This is a genomic window from Micrococcus lacusdianchii, from assembly GCF_023155805.1.
Lineage (GTDB): Bacteria > Actinomycetota > Actinomycetes > Actinomycetales > Micrococcaceae > Micrococcus > Micrococcus lacusdianchii.
In genome coordinates, this window is record NZ_JAKNUW010000006.1 from 102,306 (window position 1) to 121,788 (window position 19,483).

Genomic DNA, 19,483 nt, shown 5'->3' on the forward strand with positions numbered 1-19,483 from the left:
CCGGGGGCCCTCAGACGCGGTGGGATCCCTCCGCCACCTGATGCGTCCGGTGCCGGCGGCTCCGCCCGACCAGCAGCTCCGCGAGTGCCACCAGGATCCCGAGCGCCACGAGGGCGGCACCGCCCCACAGCAGCCCCTCGAACCACGGGGCCAGGGCACCCTCCAGGGCGGGCACGACGGCGCGCTGGACCTCCCGGACCAGTGCGGCGACGCCGTCGGGCACCCCTTCCGGGGCGGAGACGGCGAAGGACTCCGGCGCCAGGGCACTGCGCAGACCCAGCGTCCCCAGCAGCACCGTGAGGCCGGCCACGGCCAGGGCCAGCCCGCGGCGGCCGGCCGGGGCCAGGACGACGGCGGCGAGCAGGAGCACGAGCGCCGCCACGGCCGCCCACTGCCAGTGTGCCGACGCGGCCACCCACAGGGCCACGGTGGAGCGGTCCACCCCGCTCAGGGCCTCGACCTCCACCGTCATGGTCAGCTCCGTGCTGTCCCGCAGCTGCGCGGCCCGGTCGTAGAGCGGGGCGATCAGGGTGTCCGCCGCCCAGTCCCCCACGTCCACGCCGAGCAGGGCCTCCGCGATCCCCTGGCCCGGCAGGGCGAGGCCGTCCTCCCGCAGCGTGGTCTCCACCTCGCCCAGCGCGGAGACCAGGCCGGTCTGCGCGACGGGGCCGAACGGGATGTCGAACCGGCCCCCGGGCACCGGGTCCTCCGACCCGCGCGCCCGCTCCAGGTCGATCAGCCAGGCACGGCGGGCCTCGTCCGCGGTGTCCGACCAGCCCTGCACGACCTTCGGGTCCTCCGCCACGGACTCGGCGATCGGCCGGGTCAGGTCCTCCGCCCACTGCGTCAGCGGCTCCGGCACCTGGTCCGGGACGGCGTCCTCGACGACGTCCGTGACGGCGCGCGGGATGGCGGCGCGGACGGCGTCGTCGGTGGCCACCTGCTCCGTGATGCCCCGCAGCGTCTCGGGGCGGTGGGCGACCTCGTCCACGAGGGCGCCGGCCGTGGCCACGAGCGCCAGCAGCCCGGCGAGGAGCGCGGCGAGGACGGAGAGCACGGTGCGCATGGGCGACCTTCCTGACGATCCACAGCGGGGGGCGGCCCGGACCGTCGCGGGCCCGGGCGCGTTACGGTGTCCGAGCGTACTGACAGACTCTGAGGAACGCCCGGGCGCGCGGTCCGCGCCGCCCGGACGGGCACCAGGTCGGGATCCGGAGAGCACGGCAGGAGGCCACGTGGAGGACACCACCCCCCAGGAGGACGCGAAGCCGCCCGCCGGCGGCACCGCGGACGGCCCCGCCGGGCCCGGCCCGGTGACGGCGGCCGAGACCTCCCCCGAGCGGCCCTGGCCCCTGCACCGGCTCTCGGAGAACCTGAAGCTGCACATCGAGCGGGCGCCGGCCACGTGGATCGAGGGCCAGCTGATCGAGTTCAAGAACAACCGCGGCAACGTCTACATGACCATGCGAGACCTCGACCAGGAGATCTCCCTGCCGCTGGCCGCGTGGCGGAACGTCGCCGCCGGCATCGACCCCACGGTCCAGCAGGGCTCCCGGGTGGTGGCCCGCGTGAAGCCGAACTTCTGGCTCAAGGCCGGGCGGCTCACCATGAACGTGCTGGAGATGAAGCCGGTGGGCCTGGGCGACCTCCTCGCCCGCGTGGAGCTGCTCCGCCGCCGCCTCGCTGAGGAGGGGCTGACCTCCCCCGCGCGCAAGCGCCCCCTGCCCGTGCTGCCCGGAGTGATCGGCCTGATCACCGGCCGGGACTCGGACGCCCTCAAGGACGTCCTGCGCAACACCCACCTGCGCTGGCCCGCCGCCGTGTTCGAGCTGCGGGAGGTGACCGTGCAGGGCCCGGACGCGCCGCGGCAGGTGGTCGCCGCCCTCGCCGAGCTGGACGCGGACCCGGCCGTGGACGTGATCGTGATCGCCCGCGGCGGCGGTGCCCTCGAGGAGGTCGTCCTCCCGTTCTCGGACGAGGCCCTGGTGCGCGCCGTGGCGGCGGCGGGCACGCCCGTCGTCTCGGCGATCGGCCACGAGGCGGACCGGCCAGTGCTGGACGACGTCGCGGACCTGCGCGCCTCCACCCCCACGGACGCCGCCAAGCGCATCGTCCCGGACGCCGCGCAGGAGGCCCTCGGCCTGGCCCACGCGCGCGAGCGCATGGCCGCCGCCGTCGAGCGCCGCGTACGCGGGGAGGCCGAGGGGCTCGCCGCCCTGCGCTCCCGCCCCGTGCTCGCCCACCCCCACGTCATGGTGGACGCCCGCGCCGAGGACCTCGGCCGGTGGCGCGAGCGCGCCCGGATGAGCCTGGGCCACCGGCTGGCCCGCGAGGCGGACGCCGTCGCCGCCCTGCGCGCCCGCGTGAGGGCCCTGTCCCCCCAGCAGACCCTGGACCGCGGCTACGCCGTGGTCCAGCATGCCGGACGCGTGGTCCGTCGCGCGGACGAGGTCGCCCCCGGCGCGCACCTGGACATCCTCGTGGCGGCCGGCCGCCTCGAGGCCGACGTCACCGACACCCACACCCCCACCGACCCGGAGGACGCATGAGCGAGCAGCAGGAGCAGCAGAGCACGGCCGTGGGCGGATTCACCTCCGCTGACACCTCGGACGTCGCCCGCATGAGCTACGAGCAGGCCCGCGCCGAGCTCGTGGAGACCGTCGGCCGGCTGGAAGCCGGCGGTGCCGGACTCGAGGAGTCCCTCGCGCTGTGGGAGCGCGGCGAGGCGCTCGCGGACCGGTGCCAGGCCTGGCTCGACGGCGCCCGCACGCGCCTCGAGCAGGTCCGTGCACAGACGGGCACCACGGACGACGCCGACGCCTGACCGCCGGGCGTTGTCGTTCGGGAAACGACGCCGCCCCGCCCCCGGAAGGATCCGGGCGCGGGGCGGCGTCGTGATGGCGGGCGGCAGTCCCGGGCGCGAGCCCGGAGGTGCCGCGGCCCTGACTCAGGCGGTCTGGCCCTCGTGGCGGCCCTCGCCGAACTCCTCGACCAGCTTGGCGTTGAAGGCCTGCAGGTCACCGGGGTTGCGGGAGGTCACGAGGCCCTCGTCCACGACGACCTCCGAGTCCTGCCACAGGGCACCGGCGTTCTTCAGGTCCGCCTCGAGGGACTTGTAGGAGGTGAGCTCGCGGCCCTCCACCACACCGGCGTTGATCAGCGTCCAGGGCGCGTGGCAGATCGCCGCGACCGGCTTGTGCTGCTCGAAGAAGGACTTCACGAACGCCACCGCGTCCACGTCGACGCGCAGGGCGTCCCCGTTGAGGGTACCGCCGGGCAGCACGAGCGCGTGGTAGTCCTTCGCCTCGGCGGCGAGCAGCTGCACGTCCACGTCGAACGAGTCGCCGTGGTTCCAGTCGTCGTTCATCGCGGTGATGCTGTCCGCCTGCGGGGACACCAGCACCGGGGAGCCACCGGCGGCCTCCACGGCCTCCCACGGGGAGGTCAGCTCGATCTGCTCGACGCCGTTGGTCGCCAGGAACGCGATGGTGCGGCCCGCCAGGGGCTTCTGGGAGTCAGCCATGAGGAATCTCCTTCTCAGGTCCGCCGGAGGCCGTGCGCCTCCGGTCCGTACGGATGGATCGTAGACCCGACGCCCCGCGTCGGCACAAGGGGTGCCGCACCACGGTCAGGAGGCCGCCAGCCGGGCCTGCTGCTCCTCGACGTCGAAGTCGGCCTCGGGCCACTCCAGCTCCAGCCCCTCGAGGGTCTCGATCAGCAGCTGCTGGACGGCCAGGCGGGCGTACCACTTGCGGTCGGCGGGGACCACGAACCACGGCGCGTCGGTGACGTCCGTGCGCAGCAGGGCGATCCGGTAGACCTCCTGGTACTCGTCCCACCGGGCGCGCTCGTCGATGTCCCCGGGGTTGAACTTCCAGTGCTTGTCCGGACGCGCCAGCCGCTCGGCCAGGCGTGCCTTCTGCTCGTCCGCCGAGATGTGCAGCATCACCTTCACCACGCGGGTGCCCGCCGCCGCCAGCTCCGCCTCGAAGTCCCGGATGGCGCCGTAGCGGCGCTCGATCTCCTCGGCCGGGGCGAACCCGCGCACCCGCTGGATGAGGACGTCCTCGTAGTGGGACCGGTCGAACACGGCGATCCGCCCCGGACCCGGCACGTGTGGGCGGATGCGCCACAGGAAGTCATGCGCGCGCTCCTCGTCCGTGGGCGCCTTGAAGGCCGTGAGGTCCACTCCCTGGGGGTCCATCTGCCCGATCACGTGGCGCATGATCCCGCCCTTGCCGGCGGTGTCCATGGCCTGCACCACCAGCAGCACGGACGGGGCGGGCGCACCGTCCGCCGCCTCGCGGGTGGAGCGGGCGTAGAGCAGCTCCTGCAGCGCGGCGAGGCGGTCCGCGCGGGCCGCGAGCGCCGCCTTCCCCTCCGCCTTGCCTCCGGTGAACCCGGGGGTGGAGCGGGGGTCGACGTCGGCGGGGCCCACGGGGGCGCCGTCGGGCCGGCGGGCACGCAGCACCCGGCGCGCGGGGGCGTCGAACACGCTCCCGGCGCCCTCGGGGGTCGTCTCGTCCTTCGTCGTCGACATGCGGTCTCCTCTCAGGGGGGGCGGTCAGCCGCGGCGGTCCCGCCAGTCCTCGAGGAAGTCCTCGAGGCGGTCCAGGGCCATGTCCAGGTCCTTCACGCTCGGCAGGGTGACGAGGCGGAAGTGGTCGGTGTGGGGGTAGTTGAACGCGCCGCCGTGGCTGACCAGGATCTTCTTGGCCCGCAGCAGCTCGATCACGAACGCCTCGTCGTCGTCGATGGGATAGACCTCGGGGTCCAGGCGCGGGAACAGGTACAGCGCGCCGTGGGCCGGCTGCACGGCCACGCCCTCGATCGCGTTGAGCCGGTCCTGCGCGAGGTTGCGCTGCTCCAGCAGACGGCCGCCGGGCAGGATCAGGTCCTCGATGGACTGGTATCCGCCCAGGGCCACCTGGATGGCGTGCTGCGCGGGCACGTTGGCGCACATGCGCATGTTGGCCAGCAGGGTCAGGCCCTCGAGGAAGTCGCGGGCCCGGTGCTTCGGCCCGGACACGGCCACCCAGCCGGAGCGGTAGCCCGCCACCCGGTACGCCTTGGACAGGCCGGAGAAGGTCAGGGTGAGCACGTCGTCGGACAGGCCGGCGGCGTTGATGTGGCGGGCTCCCTCGTAGGTGATCTTCTCGTAGATCTCGTCCGCCAGCAGGACCAGGTTGTGCCGGCGGGCCAGGTCGATCACGCCGTTGAGCACCTGGCGCGAGTAGACCGCGCCGGTGGGGTTGTTCGGGTTGATGACCACCACGGCCTTGGTGCGCTCCGTGATGAGCGACTCCATGTGCTCGAGGTCGGGCTCCCAGCCCTCCTCCTCGACGCACCGGTAGTGCACGGCAGAGCCGCCGGAGAGCGTGGTGGCGCCGGTCCAGAGCGGGTAGTCCGGGGACGGGATGAGGACCTCGTCGCCGTCGTCCACGAGGGCCTGCAGCACGATGGAGATCAGCTCGGACACGCCGTTGCCCACGAACACGTCGTCCACGGAGATGTCCCGGATGCCGCGGGACTCGTAGTACTGGGACACGGCGGTCCGGGCGGAGTAGATGCCCTTGGAGTCCGAGTAGCCCTGGGCGTGCGGCAGGTGCTGGTACATGGCCTGCAGGATCGAGTCCGGGGCCTCGAAGCCGAACGGGGCGGGGTTGCCGATGTTCAGCTTCATGATCCGGTGGCCCGCGGCCTCCATGCGCTGGGCCTCCTCCAGGATGGGGCCGCGCACGTCGTAGCGGACGTTGAGCAGCTTGGAGGACTGACGGATCTCGCGGGGGGCGCCGGTGGAAGCCATGCGCCCCATCATGGCACCGCGCAGGCGCCCGTGACGCCCCGTGTGTCCGCGCGACTCAGAACCAGCCGTCCACGGGGACCACCCAGTCCTCCGGCGCCTCCTCGAGCCCCTCGGTGACCAGCCAGTACTGGGCGGCGTCGTCCGGGGAGAGCGCGTCGGGGCCGGTGCTGACGCGCGCCAGGTCCCGCAGACCGTCCTCGTCCAGGGCCGTCATCACCTCCTGCAGGGCCGCCTCGACCCCGTCGTCCAGGGCGCGCGGGGATCCGACGACGGCGACCCGCCCGGCCGGCAGGACGCCGGCGCCGTCCTCGAGGACCGCCAGCCCGTGCGGCGGGACGTCCGGGTCGACGCTGTGGTCGATCGCCAGTCCCACCTCGTCCCGCACGAGCGCGGGCCCGGCGGGGTCCGCCTGCACGCTCCACTCGGCGGGACGGCAGCCGGCCGAGGCGTCCAGACGCGCGGTGAGCAGGGCGGCCGCCCGCTCCCCGCCCGGGCCGCCGGCGAGCGCCGCCGGCAGGGCGGCCGCCAGCTCCTCGCAGCGACCGTTGAGGTCGTCGACGGAGTCCAGCTTCAGGCGCGCCGCGGTGCCCGCGGAGAGGATCGGGGCCAGGCGCAGCTCGCCCGCGGACGAGGAGAGCACGCGGGGCGCGTCCGGCGGCGCGGACGCCGCCGCCGCGGACGAGGACGCACCCCCGGAGGGGGACGCGCCCTCGGAGGGGGACGGCGGGACGGCCACCGCCCCGCCGGCCGCGGCGCGCGCGAGGACGGCATCCACGATCGCCCGCACCGCCTCGGTGTCCGCCGCGGGGCCGACGTCGGCCAGCGGGGTGGGCGACGCGGCGGCCGCGGACGGCGAGGCGGGCACCCGCGGCGGCAGGTCCGGGTCGAGCGGAGTCAGCGTGGCGGGGCTCGGCGTGGGGACGGCGGAGGCGCGCGCGGCCTCGTCCTCCGGGTCCTCCTGCGGCAGCACGGCCTCGGGGTCGGCGGCCAGGGCCAGCGCCAGCGTGTCCACGATCGCCACCGTGTCCCCGCCGGCGGCGGACCACGCGGCGGCCTCGGGCTGGTCCGCGACGGTCACGGGGTGCCCGGCCCGGGCGAGGTGACGGGCGACGACGGCGGCCGCCGCCGTCTCCGCCTGCCCCGGCCCGTGGACCACCCGCACGGGCTCCCCCGTGGACGGGGCGGACGCGGACGGGTCCTCGGTGCCGCACCCGGCGGTCCCGAGGGCCAGGGCGAGGGTCGCACCGAACGCCAGGCCCCGTCGGCCGCGGAGCCGGCCGGCCGGGACGGGCGGCAGGGGGGTCATCGGGACGGCTCCGCGGGGACGGGCAGCCCCGCCAGCTCCAGGGCGCGACGCACCCAGGCGGAGAGCGGGACGTCGTCGAGCGCGTCCAGGCGGAACCAGCGCGCGTCGACGGACGAGCCGTCGGTCTCCGGCCGCAGCGTCCCGCCGGTGAGCCGTGCGGTGTGCAGCACCTGGACGGTCAGCAGCGGCACGCCCTCGCCGCGCAGACGACGCTCGGCGGGCACGGTGCCGGTGGTCACCCCGAGCAGGCCGGTGAGCTCACAGGTGTGGCCGGTCTCCTCCTCGACCTCCCGCAGGCACGCCTCCTCGGGGCTCTCCCCCAGCTCGATGCCGCCGCCGGGCAGCGTCCACACGATCCCCTGCGGCCCCCGCCACGCGGAGAGCAGCACGGCGCCCTCCGCCACGATCAGCGCGTACGAGCCCGCCCGGGTCTGGAAGACGCCGTCCGGGGCGGGCGGGGCGGCGGCGGCGGCCGGCTCGCTCGGCGGGGCAGGGCACACGGGAGGACTCCTGGGGTCGGGGCCGGGGTGGAGGAGGCGGCCGGGGTGGCGGTGCGGGGTCGGCCCAGTCTACGAGCCCGGCTTGCGCCCGGCCCCGTCCCCCGGCGGCGAACACGGCCGATCGAGCGTCCGACGCCGGCCCGCCGCTGGCTACGCTGGGGCATCGCCCGGGGACGGCCACGGCGGTCCCCGGGACGGCTCGCCGCCAGGCACCGGCCCGCACCGGGCCCGACGTCGGGCCCCGTCGACGCGACCCGAAGGAGACCGCCGTGCAGGACCCCGCCCCGCACCCGGGCGAGACGCTCGCCGGGAGGGACCCCCTCGCCGTCGTGGAGCGCCTGCTGCGGCAGGCCGAGGGACCGCTCGTCGCCCCGGCCGATCCCGACGGCGCCCTCGACGCGCCCGGCCGCCGCGAACGCGCCCTGGAGGCGCTGCTGCGGGAGGATCCCCCGGACGCGGCCGCCCACGCCCGGACGGGGCTGGACGCCGCCGGAGGCGGGGACCCGTCCGTCCGGCTCGGCCTGCTGAAGCTGCTGGCCACGGCCGCCGACCACGCGCGGGACACCGAGGAGCGCGCGCGGTGGACCGCCGAACGCGCCGACCTCCTCCGCTCCCTCGGACGACCCCGCCAGGCGGACCTCGAGGTCCAGCTCGGAGCGGCCCTGCTGCGCGAGCCGGACGACTTTGAGGCCACCGTGCTGGCCGGCGTCGTGGAGGACGAGCGCGACCGCGCCGCCGCCGACCCCGCGGACACCGTCCTGCCCGACGCGCTCCTGGCCCTGTGCGCGCACCGCGTGCAGGCCGCCGACCTGGACGCCGCCCTGACGGCGGCGGACGAGGCCCTGACGGCCCTGGAGCGGCAGCGCGCGGCGGGGGCCGCCCTGGGCGTCGGCGCCGAGGCGGACGTCCACCTGCTGTGCTCCCGCCTGCACCTGTGGCGGGGGGAGACCCGGGCCGCGGAGGAGGCGGCCGTCCGGGTGCTGCGGCTGCCCTGCGCGGCCGTGGCGCGCGCCTCGGCCACGCTCGTGCGGGCGCTCGCGGCGCACGGCGAGGACCGCGACGACGCCGCCCTGGACTTCGCCCTGCGGGCCGCCGAGCAGATGGCCCGGGCCGGGCTGCGGCGCGGCGCGGCCTCCGCCGCGGCCCTCGTGGGGCGGGTGGCCGGGCACGACCCGGACCGGCAGGACCTGTCCGTGGCGGCCTGGCGGCTGGCGTCGGTGCACGCCGAGAAGGCGGAGGCCCCCGAGGCGGCGAGCCTGAGCTACTGGTGGGGTCATCAGCTCGTGGCCGCCGGCCGGGCCGAGGAGGCCGAGCCCGTGCTGGAGGGCCTCGTGCGCCGCGAGGCCGCCGAGGGGCACGAGGCCGAGCGGGCCCGGGCGCTCGTGGACCTGGGGCACGCGCTGCACGAGCAGGACCGTCCCTCGGACGCCCTGCCCCACTGGCGGGAGGCCGCGGACCTGTTCACCGGGTGCGGCCGGCACGCCGACGCCGCGCACACCCTCCTGGCGGCCGGGGCCCTGACGCACCGGGACCATGGGGACGTGGCCCGGGCCGGCGCCCTGGAGCTCTTCGAGCGGGCCGTGGAGCAGGCCCGCCTCGCGGCGGACGAGGACCCGGCCGTGCTCGCCTCCGCGCTGCATGCCCTGGGCTACCTGCGCTGCGAGACCGGGCGCGGGGACGGGCTTGCCCTCCTGGACGAGGCGATCGCCCTGGCCGAGCGCACCGGCACCCCGTGGCAGCGCGCGGACTACCTGGACACCCGGGCCCGGTCCCTGTGGGCGCTGCACCAGGGGGACGAGGCCGTATCCGCCGCACTGACCTCGGCGGACATGTTCCACGACGCCGGCGACGCCCAGGGCGCCGCGCAGGCCGAGCTGTTCGCGGCCTACGTGGTGGCCGAGGACGGCCGTCCCGAGCAGGCCGCCACCCTGTTCCGCCTGGTCCACGAGTCCACGGCCTCGGACCTCGTGCGTCTGGGCGCCCTCACGGGCCTGCACCGGTGCCTGGCGGCCCTCGGCGACCACGAGGAGGCCGCCCGGGTCCGCCGGGACGCCGACGAGGTCCGCCGCAGCCTGGGCGTGGCCGAGGACTGACCCGGTCGGGTCAGGAGGCGCGGCGCCGGGCCAGGACGTTGTCCAGGTCCAGGGCGGCGATGTCCTGCTCGGCCGTGGCGCTGAGGTGCTCCTCGCGCTCGACCACCGGCACCGGGTCCTTGAGTCGCGCGGTCGAGCGGGGCGCCTCCTCGGCCACGTACGGCGCCGGGACGGGCCGCTCGACCTCGGGGGCGTCCAGGTAGGTGGGGCGGGGCACGGACGGGACGACCACGCCGGCCAACGGGACGGCGAAGCGGACCGGGGCGGCCGGACGCGCCGGGACGGGCACGTCCTCCAGCCGCGGGGCGTCGGCCTCGTCCTCGAACGCGCGGAGCGTCGCGAAGGTGCGGCGGTCGCGCTCCGGGTCCGCGACGACCGGCAGCTCCGCGGTCTCCTCCTCCGCCTCGACGGCATCCGGGCAGGTCCGTGCCCACTCCGCCTCGAGCCGGCGCAGGTCCCGCACGGCCAGGACGCGCAGACCCACGACCGCGGCGACGGTGATCAGGAGGGACCAGCCGGCCACCCCGGCCGTGGGCAGGCCCGCGAGGGCGCACAGGGCCGTGACGACCGCGACGGTCAGCGACACCGCGCCCACGAGGAACAGGGAGGTGCGGTCCCAGTGCACCTGGAACCCGGCCTCGGGCTCATGGACGGCGGGCTCGCGGGGCGCAGGCGAGGCGGTCATGGTGTCCTCCTGGGAAGCTCTGGGACGGCGGGCGTGCGGGAGCGGGGCGGCGTGACCCCGGTCGACGCCGGCGGAGGACTCCAGCCTACCGGCCCGCGCGGGCCTCGGTGACCGGCCTCACCCCGTGCGGGGGTGCATGTCGAGCCACCGGGTCAGGAGCCCCTCGGGGACCTCCTCCGCGGTGACGGCGAAGCTGCGGTGGTCCCGCCAGGCGCCGTCGACGTGCAGGTACGCCCGCCGCAGCCCCTCCTCCCGCAGGCCGAGCTTCTGCACCACCCGCAGGCTCGCCTCGTTCTCGGGGCGGATGTTCACCTCCACGCGGTGCAGTCCCAGCCCGCGGAAGGCCCAGTCCGTCACCATGGCCACGGCGGTCGGGGTCAGCCCGTGCCCGGCCTCCCGGCGGTCCACCCAGTAGCCCACCGCCCCGGACATCACCGAGCCCAGCTGCACCCCGCCCAGGCTCACGAGACCCACGAGGCGGTCGCGTCCCGGGCCGTCCTCGTCCAGGGCCATGCCCCAGGTGTAGGACGTCCCCGCGCGGGCCTGGCGACCGTGCCACCGGACCATCTGGCCGAAGCTCGCGGGGCCGGCTCCGGGCACCGGGCTCGTGGCGTCCCACGGGGTCAGCCAGGCGGCGTTCACGCGCCGCTGCTCCTCCCACGCACGCCGGTCCGACCGCCGCAGCGGACGCAGCGTGAGCGTGCCGTGGCGCAGTGCCACGGGCCAGACGGAGCCGGAGACGTTCATGGCCCCGATCCTACGAGGCGGCATGATGGCGGCATGGACCCCTTCCGCCCGGACCCCTTCCCCGCCGTCGGCGACGCCGCCCTCGCCGCCGCCAAGGCGGCGCTGCGCTCCCGGCACCGCGCCGCGCGTCGGGCCCTGGACCCCGCCGAGCGCACCCGCCAGGCCGAGGCGGCGGCCGAGCACCTGTGGCCGTGGCTCGCCCCCCGTCTCGCGGCGGCCCGGGAGGCCGGCCGCACCCCCGTCGTCGCCACGGTGCTCCCGATGGGCTCCGAGCCGGACACCGGCCCGCTGCGGGCCCGTCTGACCGAGGCCGGCGCGCGCGTGCTGGTCCCCGTGATCGAGCCGGCGCGGCGCCTGTCCTGGGCGGACTGGACGCCGGAGGTCCCCGTGGCCCGGGCGGCGAACGCCCCCGTGGACGAGCCGACGGGTCCCCGCCACGGCCCGGAGGTGCTCGCCGAGGCGGTGCTGGTGCTGGCGCCGGCCCTGGCCGTGGACCGGTCCGGGATGCGCATGGGGCAGGGCGGCGGCTACTACGACCGCTTCCTCGCCGGCCTCCCCGGGTCCGTCCCGGTGGTGGCGCACGTCTTCGGCCACGAGCTGCTGCCCGCCGGGGAGGTCCCCTTCGAGCCGACCGACCGGCCCGTGGACGGCGTCCTGACCGCCGACGGGCTGACGTGGCTCACCGCCGCCGGGCGCCCCGCCGGCACCGTGCACCTGCCCGACGCGCAGTAGCATCGGGGCACCCCGTCCCACCGCGCGGGCGCCCCGCGCGCCCGCCCGTCCGAGAGGTGCTCCATGCCCACGTACGCCTACCGCTGCAAGGACTGCGGCCACGCCTTCGACGCCGTCCAGTCCTTCTCCGACGACGCGCTCACCGAGTGCCCCGCGTGCGGCGGCGTCCTGCGGAAGCAGTACGGGTCCGTGGGGGTGAGCTTCAAGGGCTCCGGCTTCTACCGCACCGACTCGCGCGGCGGCACGGGCGGCGGCGACGGCGCGAAGGCCTCCTCGGGCGGCGCCGCGTCCGGCTCGGACTCGGGGTCCGCGGCCACGACGACCTCCGGCGGCGGCTCCGCCGACTGACCCGCGGTCCCCGGGTCCGCCGCGCTCAGCCCCAGTGGGGCGGGCGCTGCTCGCGCAGCCAGCGGTCGTGCTCGGCCTCGGCCGGGTCGGCCGGCAGGGCCCGTCCGGCGCGCGGCGTCGCAGCGCCCGTCACCGTGGCGGACGCCGCCGCGCTCGCGCCCCGGGGCGGAGCGCCCCCGCCGGTCCGCGACGCCAGCACCGGCTCGGGGCCGTCGGCGGACGCGGGGCCGGTGCCGGGGGCGTCCGCCCGACGCGGACCGCGTCGCCGCGGCTCAGCGGGCATCCTCGCCGTCGTCCCCGTCCACGTCCTCCGGGTCCTCGAGGGGCAGGCCCAGCCGGTCGGCCAGGCGGTCCGCCACGGACTCGGGGTCCGCGAACACGTCGATCGCCCACAGCGTGTCCGTGTCCCAGCCGAGGGACTCGAGCCTCTCCGGCAGGCGACGCGAACGCTCCCGCACCGACAGCTCGCGGTAGGCCTCGCCGCCGTCGCTGACCAGGGCCAGCGGCCGGGCCCGGCCCCGCGGGCCGCGGACGTCCGCCACCGCCAGGTCCATGACCCCGCCGTGGTGCGGGGACGTGTGAGCCCCGTGGTCCTCGAGGCGGTCGCGCAGGTCCGTCAGCAGCGGGTCGCTCAGGCGCCCCGGCCGCCCCGCGTCCGCCTCGGAGAGCAGGAGGCCGAGCAGGCCGTGGAACGCGCGGGCCCCGCCGTCGAGCCGGTCCTCCTCGAGGTCCTCCGCCCGCAGCGCCGAGACCAGGTGCATGCGGGTCCGGGCGCGGGTGAGCGCCACGGTGAGCATGCGCTCGCCGTCCGGGTCGGAGAGGGCGCCGAAGTGATGGACCACGCGCCCGTGCGGCGTGCGCCCGTAGCCGGGGCTGAGGATCACGGCGTCCCGGGTGATGGTGGACGCCCGCGTCACGGGGGCGATGACGAACGGCTCGCGGTCGTCCCCCTCCCCCCGGCCCCGGGCCAGGAAGTCCGCCGCCCACGGCGCCTGCGCCGCGGTGGCCAGCACGGCGGCGGCCACACGGCGGGCGTGCTGCTCGGACACCGTGATCACCGCCAACGACTCCTCCGGACGGTCCCGGGCGTGCTCGAAGACCCGCTGCACGCAGCGGGAGATCTCCGCCGGGGTGGACTCGACCACGTCCCCGCCGGTCATGGGGATGCCCGTCCCCTCCGGCAGGTACTCCGCCGTGACGGTACGGTCCCGGCCGGTGAACTCGGCCGCGGTGGGCAGGCAGTCCACGGCGCTGTCGTACGCGAGGCGGGAGATCAGCCGGACCATCCCCCGCGGCAGCGGGCGATGCACCTGGCCGAGCGCCGCGGACGGCAGCACCTCGGCCAGGGCCTGGTGGGCCGAGCGCAGGGGACGCAGCGGGCCGGCCGTGGCCGTCGGGTCCACGGACACCTGGAAGGACTGCGGCCGGCCGATGGCGGGGTCACCGAGGGCCACCACCTGGGGGGCCCGGGTGAGCGCGCCGACCACCGAGGCCAGGGCGGTGGCGTCCGCCTCCAGCAGCAGCACCACGTCCGCCTCCCACTCCGGCGGGAACTCGGTCAGCGCCATCGGCGAGGTGGTGACGATCGGCACGAGGGGGCGCAGCACCTCGGGCGTGATGGTGGCCAGCGACTCCACGTCCGGCCGGCCCTGACGCAGCAGCGAGCGCAGGACGGCCGCGTCCGCGCGGTAGGTGCGGAGGGCCTCCTTCCACTGGCGGCCCAGCTCGGCGGCCAGGCGGTCCGCACCGGAGTCCAGCAGGGCCCGGTCCGCCGCGCGGTAGCCGCGCTCGACGGCGCTGAGGTCGTCCCCGCTCATCATCGCCAGGAAGTCGTCCCCGGAGATCATGGCCTCGAGGGCGGACTGCCACCACGCGAGCTCGAGCTCGGCGGCCAGGCGGTCGGCGGGGACCTCCCGCCGGTGCAGGTCCTCGAGCAGCTCGTTGAGGCCGTGGTCCCGCAGCTCGTCCAGGACGAGGGTGCGCTCGGGCAGGGTGGCCAGCGTGGGCCGGTCCGCCACGAGGCCGTCGACGGCGGCCATCAGGTCGTCCGCGTCCGTCGCCGTCAGGGAGGCCTCCGCGGTGGCCTCGGGGGCCAGCACGCGCTCGAGGCGTTCGAGCGCGTCGGCGACGCCGGCCACCGCCCGGCGCCCGCGGGCGGCCTGGTCCGGGACCATCGGCAGGGAGGACGGGTCCGCGGCCTGGGCGGCCCAGTCCGCGAGGACGGCCTCCACCTCCAGCAGCTCCTGGTGCAGGTCCGGGACCTGCACGCCCGGCCGCACCACGTCCTTCGCGGTGCGGCGCAGACGGGAGCGGGCCACGGAGGACATCTCCACCATGTTGTTCCTCCGCCACTGGCTCGAGGCGGTGGCGGCCACCAGCTGGGGGACGTCCAGCGAGAACACCTCGGGCTTGATCGCCGTCAGGATGCGCTCCACCCGGGCGTACAGGTCCGACTGCTCGGCCCAGCCGTCCACCGTGCGGGCCCGGCGCAGGCCGGCCTGGGAGGCGGCCGCGTCCACGGCACGACGGGTCGTGTGGAGGGTGGCGGCCAGGTGCTCCACGAGCTCCCCGGCGGCCTCGGTCTCCTGCACGTTGCGCACCCGCGCCCCGAACCAGCGGCTCTGCGTGGCGTCCCGGTCGAACGCGCCGAGCTCGCCGGCGCGCACCAGCTGCTGCGCCACGGCGTGGCGGTCCACGGTGGAGTCCAGCACCGAGCGCTTGAGGCGGACGGTGGTGGCCGGCGGGGTCTCCAGGGAGGTCAGCGCCGCGAGGGCCTGCATGGCCTGGAACGGCGAGCACCCCCACCGGGGGCGGACGTGGTGCAGGGAGTCGACGTGCTCCCGCAGGCGGCGGCGCAGCTCCACGAGCTCGGCGTCCGCGGCGGCCCGGTCCGGGGCCTGGGCGCGCTCGGCGCGCAGCACGGCGGCCACGAGCTGGCGGCGCAGGTCCTCGGGGTCGGCGTTGGCCGGCACGTCCAGGACGGCGTCCCGCAGCCCGACCTCGTCGAGGCGGGCGTGCAGGTCCGTCAGGGCGGCGGAGCGCTCCGCCACGACGAGCACGCGGCGGCCCTCCCACGCCAGGCGGGCCGCGAGCGCGGCGGCCGTCTGCGTCTGCCCGGTGCCGGGGGCGGTGTCCACCACGAGGGAGCGGCCCGACGCGGCGTGCTCGACCACGCGGCGCTGGGAGGCGTCCAGGTCCAGGACCAGGCGCTCGTCCACCGGGGCGACGGCGTCCTCGTCCGGCCCCGGGCTCGGGTCCAACGGCTCGGGACGGGGGACCATGCCGGTGCCGGCGTCGTAGAGGGCCTGGACCACGGGGAGGCGGTCGAGGGACTCGGGCAGCGAGGCGGTGTCCCCCAGGTCGGCGAACGTGGAGACGAGGAGCCGCTCGGAGACCTCGAGCCCGGTGAGCGCGGCGGCCTCCTCGCGCAGCAGGGCCAGGGCCGGGCCGGGTTCGATGCGCGCGGTGGCGTAGGCCGCCTGCCGGTAGGCCTCGGGGTCCAGCCGAATCCCGTGGTGCCGGCGCAGGTTCCGCACGAGCGCCGGGTTCAGCCGGGCGGGCTCGGTGATCTGCACCTCGACCTCGTCGCGACCGCGGGCGCCGCTGCGGACGGTGAACGCCACACGCGCCAGCAGCACGGGGGCGGTGCGCCGCTCCCGGCGGCTGTCCTCGTGCGCGCTCCACGTGGCCACGCCCAGGGCGAGGGCGCCGACGTCGATCCCCCGCTCCTCGCCGAGGCGGCGCACCGTGGCGCGCAGCGCCATGGCCACCTCCTGCGCGGCGTCCAGGTCGGGGCCCGCAGGCAGCAGGGTGGACAGGCGGGTGCGCCGGCCCAGCAGCAGCTGGGACAGCCCCGAGGTGCTCGCACCGGTCAGGTCGACGGCGTTGGCCGCCGAGGGCGCGAACCGGAGCATGGTGTCCGACTCCGCGCCGGAGCCGAGGGAGGCCACCCACGTGGCGGGGTCGGGCCGCTCCTGCTCCGCCGGTCGGGCGGCGGCGCGGGCGCGGGCCAGCCGCGGGAACTCCTGCTCGGTCACGTCCTGGGTGTCCTTCCTGTGCTGTCTCGGCGGTCGGTGCGCGTCCTGACGGGAGCCCCGCTCACTCCCACTCGATGGTGCCCGGGGGCTTGCTCGTGACGTCCAGCACGACCCGGTTGATCCCGTCCACCTCGTTGGTGATGCGGTTGGAGATCCGGGACAGGACCTCGGAGGGGATGCGCGCCCAGTCGGCGGTCATGGCGTCCTCGGAGGTGACGGGGCGCAGCACCACCGGGTGGCCGTAGGTGCGGCCGTCGCCCTGCACGCCCACGGAGCGCACATCCGCGAGCAGCACCACCGGGCACTGCCAGATGTGGCGGTCCAGCCCGGCGGCGGTGAGCTCGGCGCGCACGATCGCGTCCGCCCGACGCAGCAGGTCCAGGCGCTCCTGGGTGACCTCGCCGATGATGCGGATGCCCAGGCCCGGGCCCGGGAAGGGCTGGCGGTGGACGATCCCGTCCGGCAGGCCCAGCTCGGCGCCCACGGCGCGGACCTCGTCCTTGAAGAGCTCGCGGAGCGGCTCGCACAGCTCGAACTCGATGTCGTCCGGGAGGCCGCCCACGTTGTGGTGGGACTTGATGTTCGCGGCACCGTCGCCACCGCCGGACTCGACCACGTCCGGGTACAGGGTGCCCTGGACGAGGAACCTCACGTCCGTCGCGTGGGGGTCCTCGGCCGACTCCAGGACGATGTCCGCCTGCGCCTTCTCGAAGGTGCGGATGAACCGCTCGCCGATGATCTTGCGCTTGGCCTCCGGGTCGGTGACGCCGGCCAGCGCGGAGAGGAAGTCCTCCCGGGCGTCCACCATCACGAGGCGGGCGCCGCCGTGGGCCTCGCCGAAGGCCTTCTCGATCTCGGCGGACTCCCCCTCCCGCATGAGGCCGTGGTCCACGTAGACGCACGTGAGGCGGTCGCCGATGGCGCGCTGCACGAGCGCGGCGGCCACCGCGGAGTCCACGCCGCCGGACAGGCCGCAGATGGCCCGCGCGTCGCCGACCTGCTCGCGGATGCGGGCCACCTGCTCCTCGATCACGTTCGCGGCGGTCCAGTCCTGGCCCAGGCCCGCGCCGTCCACGAGGAAGTTGCGCAGCACCTCCTGGCCGCGCTCGGAATGGCCGACCTCGGGGTGCCACTGCACGCCGAACAGGCGCCGCTCGCGGTCCTCGAACGCCGCGACCGGGGCGCCGGCGGTGGTGGCGGTCACGGTGAAGCCCTCGGGGGCCTGGGTGACGGCGTCGCCGTGGGACATCCACACGACCTGCTCCGCGTCCTGGCCGGAGAACAGCACCGAGTCCCCCGCCGCGGTCTCCAGACGGGTGGAGCCGTACTCGCGCGTCCCGGTCTTGGCCACCACGCCGCCGAGGGCGTGCGCGATCGACTGGAACCCGTAGCACAGGCCGAGGACGGGCACGCCGGCCTCGAGCAGCGCCGGGTCCAGGCGCGGGGCGCCGTCCTCGTAGACCGACGACGGGCCGCCGGAGAGGATCAGGGCCGCGGGCTCGCGCGCAAGGATCTCGGCGGCCGGGGTGGACGCGGGCACGACCTCGGAGTACACGTTCGCCTCGCGCACACGACGCGCGATCAGCTGGGCGTACTGGGCACCGAAGTCCAGGACGAGGACGGTGGGCAGGACGTCGTGCAGCGGGGTGGGCTGGTCACGGTGGGGGTCGGTCTGGGTCACCCGTCAAGGATAGACGAGCCCCGCCGTGGGCCGCCGGGCGGTCAGTAGCGTCGCGCGGCCTCGGGGTGGCGGGCGATCTCCTCACGCACGACGCGGGTGATCCGCTTCTCCACGACGAACGAGAGGAACGGCACCACGCCGCCGCCGGCCATCGCGAGCAGCCGCACCGGGGACCACCGCATGAGGGACCACAGGCGGAAGCACGCGAGCAGGTACAGCACGTACATCCAGCCGTGGGCGATCAGGATGAGCAGGGACAGGTTCACCCCGCCGGTGACGGAGTCCTCGGGGTGCAGCCCCAGGGTGTTGGGCACCCCGTCCACCGTGGTGCCGCCGGCGTACAGCTCCGTCCCGAGGCCGTACTTGAAGACCATCTCCGCCACCAGGAGCAGCAGCATCACGCCGGTGATCCACGAGCACACCACGTACAGGCGCGTGGCGGAGCGGATCTGCTGCTGTGTCCCGGCGAACCGGCGTCGTTCCCGGCCGGGCCGGGGCGGCGGCGCGGGCAGGTCGGCCTCCGTGATGTCCTCGGGGTCCGGCAGCGTGTCGGGGTCCACGGGGGTGCCCGCCTCCGGGCGGGGATGCGATCCGGTCATGGCCGGGACTCCTTCCTCAGGCCCTCGGGCCCGTCCTGCGTGCGGTGCACGTCGTCGTCGGGGGCGCCGTGGTAGGCGGCATAGGCCCGGCGCGCCTCCTCCTTGCGGAGGCGGGCCTGCTCACGACGCCGGGCGAGCTCCTCGGCGCGCCAGCGCGCCGCCCACTCCTCGTCCAGCTCGGCCTCGCGCAGCTCCCGCTGGTGGTCGTCCCGGACGAACCGCCACCACAGGAACAGGGCGAAGCCCGCGAAGAGGATCCACTCGACCCCGTAGAACACGTTGAGCCAGATGACCTGGGTCTCCTCCGGCTGGGGCGCCACCCACACCGGCTCGAGCCCGCCCTCGGCTGCGCGGGTGCCCACCTCCGCACCCGTGGCGTCGGTGACCGCGAACGCGGCCACGTAGGCGGCGTACGACGGGACGTCCCACACGTTCACGAGCTGCCCCGGGGACAGCGTGGCGTACGCGGGGCGGCCGGCCGTGTCCCCGGCGTCGTCCGAGCGGGGCAGGGGGCCGTCCGGCGGCAGCAGGCGCCCGGCCACGGTGACCTCGCCGGTCGGGGCCGGGTCGAGGACGTCCGCGGTCGCGGACCAGCCGCGGACCACGGGGATCGTCTGCACGCCGGGGGCGTCCGCCACGCGGAACGCGGTGACGGTCCACCAGCCCTCGCGCCCGTCGGACAGGCGCGGGCCGACCAGCACGTCCGTCCCGGGGAGGAACTCGCCGCGGGCGGAGACCACCTGATCCGCGGCGGCCGCCGTCAGCGCTTCGCCGGGGCGCAGGTGGGAGGTCAGCGGCACCGCGTTCTCGGTCTGGGAGCGGGGCGGCGGAGCGTTGGTCTCCGCCGCCTGGAACTGCCACCGGGACAGCAGGACGAAGACCGTGGCGGCCACCAGGGCCAGCAGGAGGCTGAGGAGCCAGACGGGCTTGAGCGCGGTGCGGAGCACGG

The 19,483-nt window shown here is 76.4% G+C and carries 18 protein-coding genes; 5 read left to right on the forward strand and 13 right to left on the reverse strand.

All coding sequences use genetic code 11. From position 1 onward, the window contains the following. Positions 1 to 10: 10 nt before the first annotated feature. Positions 11 to 1,066: a hypothetical protein gene (locus MA879_RS05575; protein WP_248124058.1), complete on the reverse strand. Its 1,056-nt coding sequence runs from the start codon at positions 1,064 to 1,066 to the stop codon at positions 11 to 13. Positions 1,067 to 1,313: 247 nt separating this feature from the next. Between MA879_RS05575 and xseA the strand changes: the two genes are divergently transcribed. After that, positions 1,314 to 2,549, forward strand: a complete 1,236-nt coding sequence (gene xseA / locus MA879_RS05580) for an exodeoxyribonuclease VII large subunit (protein WP_248124101.1) — start codon at positions 1,314 to 1,316, stop codon at positions 2,547 to 2,549. Next, positions 2,546 to 2,824: an exodeoxyribonuclease VII small subunit gene (locus MA879_RS05585; protein ID WP_248124059.1), complete on the forward strand. Its 279-nt coding sequence runs from the start codon at positions 2,546 to 2,548 to the stop codon at positions 2,822 to 2,824. Before xseA ends, MA879_RS05585 begins: the two co-directional genes overlap by 4 nt. A gap of 123 nt (positions 2,825 to 2,947) precedes the next feature. Here MA879_RS05585 and MA879_RS05590 read toward each other — a convergent pair whose 3' ends face one another. From MA879_RS05590 to MA879_RS05610, 5 genes are all read right to left on the reverse strand, one after another. Continuing rightward, positions 2,948 to 3,523 carry a type 1 glutamine amidotransferase domain-containing protein gene (locus tag MA879_RS05590; RefSeq protein WP_248124060.1) on the reverse strand — a complete coding sequence of 192 codons (576 nt, stop codon included), beginning with the start codon at positions 3,521 to 3,523 and terminating at the stop codon, positions 2,948 to 2,950. Between the two features lie 105 nt (positions 3,524 to 3,628). Beyond that, positions 3,629 to 4,540, reverse strand: a complete 912-nt coding sequence (locus tag MA879_RS05595) for a PPK2 family polyphosphate kinase (RefSeq protein WP_248124061.1) — start codon at positions 4,538 to 4,540, stop codon at positions 3,629 to 3,631. Positions 4,541 to 4,564: 24 nt separating this feature from the next. Then, complete coding sequence (locus tag MA879_RS05600; protein ID WP_248124062.1) at positions 4,565 to 5,806, reverse strand: pyridoxal phosphate-dependent aminotransferase; 1,242 nt, start codon at positions 5,804 to 5,806, stop codon at positions 4,565 to 4,567. A 55-nt stretch (positions 5,807 to 5,861) separates the two neighbouring features. Further along, positions 5,862 to 7,112 carry a type 2 periplasmic-binding domain-containing protein gene (locus MA879_RS05605; RefSeq protein ID WP_248124063.1) on the reverse strand — a complete coding sequence of 417 codons (1,251 nt, stop codon included), beginning with the start codon at positions 7,110 to 7,112 and terminating at the stop codon, positions 5,862 to 5,864. Beyond that, positions 7,109 to 7,612: an NUDIX hydrolase gene (locus MA879_RS05610; protein WP_248124064.1), complete on the reverse strand. Its 504-nt coding sequence runs from the start codon at positions 7,610 to 7,612 to the stop codon at positions 7,109 to 7,111. The genes MA879_RS05605 and MA879_RS05610 overlap by 4 nt, the downstream gene beginning before the upstream one ends. Positions 7,613 to 7,881: 269 nt before the next feature. Here MA879_RS05610 and MA879_RS05615 point away from each other — a divergent pair, with 269 nt between their 5' ends. Further along, a complete protein-coding gene (locus MA879_RS05615) occupies positions 7,882 to 9,705 on the forward strand; it encodes a hypothetical protein (protein ID WP_248124065.1) in 1,824 nt (607 codons plus the stop codon). 10 nt (positions 9,706 to 9,715) lie between these two features. On the opposite strand, the gene MA879_RS05620 is transcribed toward MA879_RS05615, so the two are convergent. Further along, positions 9,716 to 10,390 carry a hypothetical protein gene (locus tag MA879_RS05620; protein WP_248124066.1) on the reverse strand — a complete coding sequence of 225 codons (675 nt, stop codon included), beginning with the start codon at positions 10,388 to 10,390 and terminating at the stop codon, positions 9,716 to 9,718. Positions 10,391 to 10,507: 117 nt separating this feature from the next. Beyond that, positions 10,508 to 11,137: a GNAT family N-acetyltransferase gene (locus tag MA879_RS05625; RefSeq protein WP_248124067.1), complete on the reverse strand. Its 630-nt coding sequence runs from the start codon at positions 11,135 to 11,137 to the stop codon at positions 10,508 to 10,510. 33 nt (positions 11,138 to 11,170) lie between these two features. Between MA879_RS05625 and MA879_RS05630 the strand changes: the two genes are divergently transcribed. Next, complete coding sequence (locus MA879_RS05630) at positions 11,171 to 11,869, forward strand: 5-formyltetrahydrofolate cyclo-ligase (RefSeq protein WP_248124068.1); 699 nt, start codon at positions 11,171 to 11,173, stop codon at positions 11,867 to 11,869. A 63-nt stretch (positions 11,870 to 11,932) separates the two neighbouring features. Then, positions 11,933 to 12,217, forward strand: a complete 285-nt coding sequence (locus tag MA879_RS05635; protein ID WP_248124069.1) for an FmdB family zinc ribbon protein — start codon at positions 11,933 to 11,935, stop codon at positions 12,215 to 12,217. A gap of 25 nt (positions 12,218 to 12,242) precedes the next feature. Here the strand turns inward: MA879_RS05635 and MA879_RS05640 are convergent, their stop codons facing one another. The 5 genes from MA879_RS05640 to MA879_RS05660 all read right to left on the reverse strand — a co-directional run bounded on the left by MA879_RS05640 (position 12,243) and on the right by MA879_RS05660 (position 19,481). Beyond that, positions 12,243 to 12,500: a hypothetical protein gene (locus MA879_RS05640; RefSeq protein ID WP_248124070.1), complete on the reverse strand. Its 258-nt coding sequence runs from the start codon at positions 12,498 to 12,500 to the stop codon at positions 12,243 to 12,245. Further along, on the reverse strand, positions 12,490 to 16,254 hold the full coding sequence (locus MA879_RS05645; protein WP_248124071.1) for a DUF4011 domain-containing protein: 3,765 nt from the start codon (positions 16,252 to 16,254) through the stop codon (positions 12,490 to 12,492). The genes MA879_RS05640 and MA879_RS05645 overlap by 11 nt, the downstream gene beginning before the upstream one ends. A 61-nt stretch (positions 16,255 to 16,315) precedes the next feature. Continuing rightward, positions 16,316 to 17,935 carry a glutamine-hydrolyzing GMP synthase gene (guaA, locus tag MA879_RS05650; protein WP_248124072.1) on the reverse strand — a complete coding sequence of 540 codons (1,620 nt, stop codon included), beginning with the start codon at positions 17,933 to 17,935 and terminating at the stop codon, positions 16,316 to 16,318. A gap of 41 nt (positions 17,936 to 17,976) precedes the next feature. Beyond that, positions 17,977 to 18,534 carry a DUF3817 domain-containing protein gene (locus MA879_RS05655; protein ID WP_248124073.1) on the reverse strand — a complete coding sequence of 186 codons (558 nt, stop codon included), beginning with the start codon at positions 18,532 to 18,534 and terminating at the stop codon, positions 17,977 to 17,979. After that, on the reverse strand, positions 18,531 to 19,481 hold the full coding sequence (locus tag MA879_RS05660; protein WP_248124074.1) for an SURF1 family cytochrome oxidase biogenesis protein: 951 nt from the start codon (positions 19,479 to 19,481) through the stop codon (positions 18,531 to 18,533). Before MA879_RS05660 ends, MA879_RS05655 begins: the two co-directional genes overlap by 4 nt. Positions 19,482 to 19,483: the final 2 nt, after the last annotated feature.